This window comes from uncultured Gimesia sp., from assembly GCF_937919775.1.
GTDB lineage: Bacteria > Planctomycetota > Planctomycetia > Planctomycetales > Planctomycetaceae > Gimesia.
Map to the genome: position 1 here is coordinate 1 of NZ_CALFPF010000641.1, position 5,218 is coordinate 5,218.

The following is a 5,218-nucleotide window of genomic DNA, read 5'->3' on the forward strand; positions in this document are numbered from 1 at the left end:
ATCATTGTATTTTGTCTCCCCAATACCTGGAATTGGAACTTTAAACCGCGCTGGCAGACAGCGGTCATGTTTGGATCATTATTTACCCTGTGTGTTCTCAGGTTTAGTGCGGAAAGTCCATTCCTCTATTTTCAATTCTAATTGTAGTTTCAACAAAAGTAGAGACCGCAGGTTGTCTTCTTTTTCTCGCTATTTGCATGATATTGTTGTAGACTATCATGTATGAGCGGGAGTCTGCTTCAGGCGAATGTCTGCTTCAACGAGTCAAAATAAGATACAGAAAATTGAAGGATAAAAATAACTGATGAATTCTGTTTTAGTGACAGGTGGAGCCGGATTTCTGGGGAGCCACCTTTGTGACCGGCTGGTTGAGCAGGGAAAAAACGTGATCTGCCTGGATAATTTCTTCACAGGCAATAAGCAAAATATCGCTCATTTGATAGGGCACCCTCGCTTTGAGTTGATGAGGCACGATATTGTACATCCTGTCCATTTAGAGGTGAATGAAATCTATAATCTGGCCTGTCCTGCTTCGCCGGTGGCCTATCAATATAACCCAATTAAAACGATCAAAACATCGACCGTCGGGATGGTTAACATCCTGGGGTTGGCGAAACGTTGCCGTGCCAAAGTCTTACATGCCTCCACTTCCGAAGTTTATGGTGATCCTGAAGTGCACCCTCAGGTGGAGGAATATTGGGGGCACGTCAATCCGATTGGCCCGCGAAGCTGTTATGACGAAGGGAAACGCATCGCCGAGTCATTGTGTATGAATTATCATCAGGCACATCAGGTGCCGATCCGGATTGTCAGAATCTTCAATACTTATGGACCGCGGATGGATCCCAATGATGGCCGCGTCATTTCAAATTTCATCAATCAGGCTCTGCAAGGTCAGCCGCTGACCATTTACGGCGATGGCCGGCAGACCCGTTCGTTCTGTTATGTGGATGATCTGATCGATGGATTTCTGAAGATGATGGCACAGGACGAGACAACCGGCCCCGTCAATCTCGGGAATCCCGTTGAAAACAGCATGTTGGAACTCGCGGAAGCGGTGTTGCAGGCTGTCAAATCCAAGTCTCAATTGGAGTACCAGCCTCTGCCGACGGATGATCCCCGGCAACGCTGCCCTGATATCACAAAAGCACGGACCATTCTGAACTGGGAACCTCAGGTTTCTTTACAGCAGGGACTGGCAAAAACAGTTGCTTATTACCAGAACCTTATGAAACAGGAAACATCATGAGCCAGATTTTGGTGACAGGTGCTGCAGGTTTTATCGGGTTTCACGTCACGTCAAAACTGCTGTCTCAAGGACATCAGGTCACCGGGATTGATAATCTCAACAGTCATTATGAAGAGCAGTTGAAACGAGATCGTCTTTTGCAGCTGGAGCATGAGGCGGCTTTTCAATTTCTTGAGACAGATATTACTGATGTCGAATCGATGTCACGGCTGTTCGGCCAGACACCATTTGAAAAAGTGATTCATCTGGCTGCAGAAGTGGGAGTCCGCAATTCTTTGCTGAAACCTCTGGAATATGTGCAAAGTAATGTGTTGGGTTTTGTCAATGTCCTGGAACAGAGCCGAATAAGCCGGGTCGCTCACGTGGTTTATGCGTCATCAAGTTCCGTCTATGGAGCCAATCGAAAAATACCTTATTCCACTCACGATCGTGTGGATCATCCCGTCAGTCTTTATGCCGCCACTAAACGGGCTGATGAATTAATGGCTCACAGCTATAGTCATCTTTACGATTTGCCTACAACGGGACTGCGTTTTTTTACCGTGTATGGTCCGTGGGGGCGGCCTGATATGGCTGTTTTTCTCTTCACCAAGGCCATCCTTGAAGGCACGCCCATCAAGGTATTTAATCACGGAAATTTGAAGCGTGATTTTACTTACGTCGATGATATCGTGACGGGGGTACTGGGAGTGCTCGAGGATATTCCTCGTCGGGCTGATACGCCGTCAGCGGCAGAAAATCGGGGGTATGAAGAGGATCTGGCAGAGGCACCTTACAGGCTTTACAATATCGGGAACCATCGCCCCGTCGGGATTTCTCAACTCATTGACGTAATCGAGCAGCGGATTGGGAAGCCGGCGATACGTGAGAATTATCCAATGCAACCCGGTGACGTCCTGGAAACCTATGCCGACATCTCGGAGCTGCAGCAGGCGATCCACTTTTCACCATCGACTTCCATCGAACAGGGAATTGATCGATTTGTGGAATGGTATCTTTCGTACTATTCCGATTCTCATAAATAACGGCTCTGCGTGTACTGCCTTGATGTGGGTGGAACAAGGCTCAGCAGCTATCCGATTTGCTCGATGATTTTGGGAATCAGGCGTGCCAGTTTCTGGCCGCCATCCGCTGCGATTTTCAGGATTTTACTGATGTCGGCCGGTTCTAAAGCGTCAGGCAGGCACAAATCTGTCACGACAGACAGTCCCAGAACTTTCATCGAAGCGTGGTTGGCAACAATACATTCAGGGACAGTCGACATCCCTACGCAGTCGGCCCCCATCTGCCTCAGCATGCGGTATTCGGCACGGGTTTCCAGATTCGGCCCGGCAACCGCAATAAAAACTCCTGTCTGTGTCCGAATCTGAAGTTCCAGAGCCTGCTGCTCGGCCAGTTTGATCAAGGCCCGGTCATAGGGAGCACTCATATCAGGAAAGCGAATGCCCAGGCGATCATCGTTGATGCCTCTTAAAGGATTATCTCCCATTAAATTGATCTGATCTTCAATGATCATGATATCAGCCAGTTGATAACGGGGATTCATGCCTCCCGCTGCATTTGTGATGATCAGGGTTTCAACGCCGAGCGCCTGCATCACTCTGACAGGGAAGGTGACTTCTTTCATCGAGTAGCCTTCATAGTAATGAAAGCGTCCTTCCATTGCGACAATCGGAGTTTCGTTGAGCGTTCCGAATACCAACTGTCCTGCATGAGATTGCACAGTTGAGTGGGGGAAGTGAGGAATTTCCTGATAAGCGATCGAGGCATGTTGTTTGATCTGTTGACTGAAGTCACCCAGACCAGTCCCCAGGATTAAACCTACCCGGGGAGTCTGCTGAATTTGCGGCTTGAGAAATTCAAGAGCATCGTTGATTTTTTCGACCAGTCCCTGCATGTGATTTTATTTTCAATTGTAGAAGTCAGGAGGCCGGTTGAAAGAACAAATTCTTCAAAGACGGGCAGGAGAGTAAGCGAGATAGATGTGACAGGAAAATACTAAGCCCCGGGGTTCACCACTGCGTCTGTTTCATGGTGAACCGGGCCGTTTTGAGGAAGATGGACTATTTAAAAATCATCGTCGATATCGAAGCCTTCATCATCGAAATCGTCATCTTCTTCATCTCCAAAGTCTTCGTCATCTTCTTCTTCCTCTTCTTCTTCATCTTCGAAGTCATCGTCGTCGTCGAAGTCATCATCGTCGTCGAGTTCATCATCGTCGATGTCTTCCAGATCATCGAAGCCGATGTTTTCTTCATCATCATCTAATGACAGGAAAACGGTGGGAATGACTTCGGTAAATGGGTCAAGTATTTCAGGGAATTCGATGAGAATTGAATCAGCTAATAACACAATATTATCCTCGTAGTTTCTTTGTGCGATCTTTCCAAATTTCTAAACGATTTTTTACAAATCCTAAAAGCCCGAAGTCAATGTTCAATCGTGGGATTTCATCAACAATTGGGGAGAACTTTTCCGGCTTCTGCTGGGGAAAATATAGTTCATGATCTTTCCATTATTATATTTATTTTATTTTGTCAAGTGGGAAAAAATTGAACTGGAAATATATAGAAATATTTCCGCCAGAGGAGTGGAATCACATGAGGGAAATCTCATGGTTTTGTTGTTCCGGCAGTAAAAAACTCAACAACTGACGGTAACTGAATTTAGCCAGAAGCTTTGTTACTGATAAAATGAATAGTTTTTGGGGCAGGAGCCGCATCTCAGCTGGTGGCGGAGGGAGAAATGAATTAAAAATTCAATGAATAATTAAAAATTATTAATAAATTGGCGTGATTTTAAGAGGGCTGTAGAGGCAGAGATCAAAGAGCCGAAGAAACATCTCGATTCAGTAGGAATCAGAGAGTTTCAGAGGCTATTGATGGCACCGCCACAACTGGAACCGGCTCCTGCAGTGCAACCATAGCAGTGTTGATTGGTTACAATTTTTCTGTTTTCCAGTTCCCGGTAATGAAAATCGCGAATATGGCGTCGGGCAGGGACGGCCACTGGCAGATTCAGCATCTGATTGAAATCGCAGTCATAGAGATAACCCTGCCAGTCAACTGAAATGATAGAACGGCACATGAGCCCCGCAATCGTCTCCGGATTGAATGCGTGAACCAGACGCTCCATATATTCTTCAAGCCGCCCCTGGCTGACCAGATCGCTTAGAAAGCGACTGATGGGCATATAGGTGATGGTAATCAGATTCGTGAATTCAATCTCATATTGTTTTTTCAGCTCCTGCCTGTAAGCCAGTTCCAACTCAGATTGATCAGGTGGTAATGAAAAGCCGACAGGATTAAATACCAGGGTGAGTTTCAGTGAGGAATCTCGTTTTCCATAACCAAGCGCATTTAATTTCTTCAGCGCCTGAATCGATTTTTGAAACGCACCACTGCCTCTTTGAGCATTAGTATTTTCTTCAAGATAGCAGGGGAGCGAGGCGACAATTTCTACCTGATGCGTGGCCAGAAATTCCGGCAGATCCTGATAACCTGGTGCCAACAGAATCGTCAGATTGCAGCGGTCAATGACCTGTTTATTGAGTTTCGTAGCCTGAGTCACCATTTCTCGAAAGTGAGGATTCATTTCCGGGGCACCTCCGGTCAAATCGAGTGTCTGAAAACCGGGATGTGCGAGCACGTTCAGGCAGTCCTGAACGGTTTCGCCATTCATGATCTCTCTGCGGTCAGGGCCGGCGTCAACATGACAATGCTGGCAGGTCATATTACAAAGTTTTCCCAGGTTGACCTGTAGCGTCGTAATCGAATTGGCTTCCAGGTTTGAAAGCTGATGCGCTTTTAGTTTTTGTTCGAAGGCGGGGTGCTGATTCTGTTCGTTTAAGATGTGCAGTTGATGCCGTGGGTCAGCCAGCTGGCTGCGTTGTCTGAGCAGAGTGAAGGGAGTCATAAGTCTTCCTGATGATGTGGTGACAAAACAGATTCGATCGATGTTCGCTGTTTA

The 5,218-nt window shown here is 46.7% G+C and carries 5 protein-coding genes; 2 read left to right on the forward strand and 3 right to left on the reverse strand.

Features of this window, described 5'->3' with window-relative positions; genetic code table 11:
- Positions 1–304: 304 nt before the first annotated feature.
- Both Q0294_RS18320 and Q0294_RS18325 read left to right on the forward strand, forming a co-directional pair.
- Positions 305–1,249 carry a UDP-glucuronic acid decarboxylase family protein gene (locus Q0294_RS18320; RefSeq protein WP_299468343.1) on the forward strand — a complete coding sequence of 315 codons (945 nt, stop codon included), beginning with the start codon at positions 305–307 and terminating at the stop codon, positions 1,247–1,249.
- Positions 1,246–2,274 (forward strand): NAD-dependent epimerase/dehydratase family protein, encoded by a 1,029-nt coding sequence (locus tag Q0294_RS18325; protein ID WP_299468345.1) that lies wholly within the window; start codon positions 1,246–1,248, stop codon positions 2,272–2,274. The genes Q0294_RS18320 and Q0294_RS18325 overlap by 4 nt, the downstream gene beginning before the upstream one ends.
- Before the next feature lie 47 nt (positions 2,275–2,321).
- On the opposite strand, the gene Q0294_RS18330 is transcribed toward Q0294_RS18325, so the two are convergent.
- From Q0294_RS18330 to arsS, 3 genes are all read right to left on the reverse strand, one after another.
- Entirely contained in the window at positions 2,322–3,146 is an 825-nt protein-coding gene (locus Q0294_RS18330; RefSeq protein WP_299468347.1) for a purine-nucleoside phosphorylase, read from the reverse strand.
- 170 nt (positions 3,147–3,316) lie between these two features.
- A complete protein-coding gene (locus Q0294_RS18335) occupies positions 3,317–3,601 on the reverse strand; it encodes a hypothetical protein (RefSeq protein ID WP_299468349.1) in 285 nt (94 codons plus the stop codon).
- Between the two features lie 516 nt (positions 3,602–4,117).
- Positions 4,118–5,164 carry an arsenosugar biosynthesis radical SAM (seleno)protein ArsS gene (arsS, locus tag Q0294_RS18340; RefSeq protein ID WP_299468351.1) on the reverse strand — a complete coding sequence of 349 codons (1,047 nt, stop codon included), beginning with the start codon at positions 5,162–5,164 and terminating at the stop codon, positions 4,118–4,120.
- Positions 5,165–5,218: the final 54 nt, after the last annotated feature.

What these genes read in the sequence shown, in the direction of transcription:
- Q0294_RS18320 (WP_299468343.1), top strand. Translation starts at nt 305, where the DNA reads ATGAATTCTGTTTTAGTGACAGGTGGAGCCGGATTTCTGGGGAGCCAC.
- Q0294_RS18325 (WP_299468345.1), top strand. Translation starts at nt 1,246, where the DNA reads ATGAGCCAGATTTTGGTGACAGGTGCTGCAGGTTTTATCGGGTTTCAC.
- Q0294_RS18330 (WP_299468347.1), bottom strand. Translation starts at nt 3,146, where the DNA reads ATGCAGGGACTGGTCGAAAAAATCAACGATGCTCTTGAATTTCTCAAG.
- arsS (WP_299468351.1), bottom strand. Translation starts at nt 5,164, where the DNA reads ATGACTCCCTTCACTCTGCTCAGACAACGCAGCCAGCTGGCTGACCCA.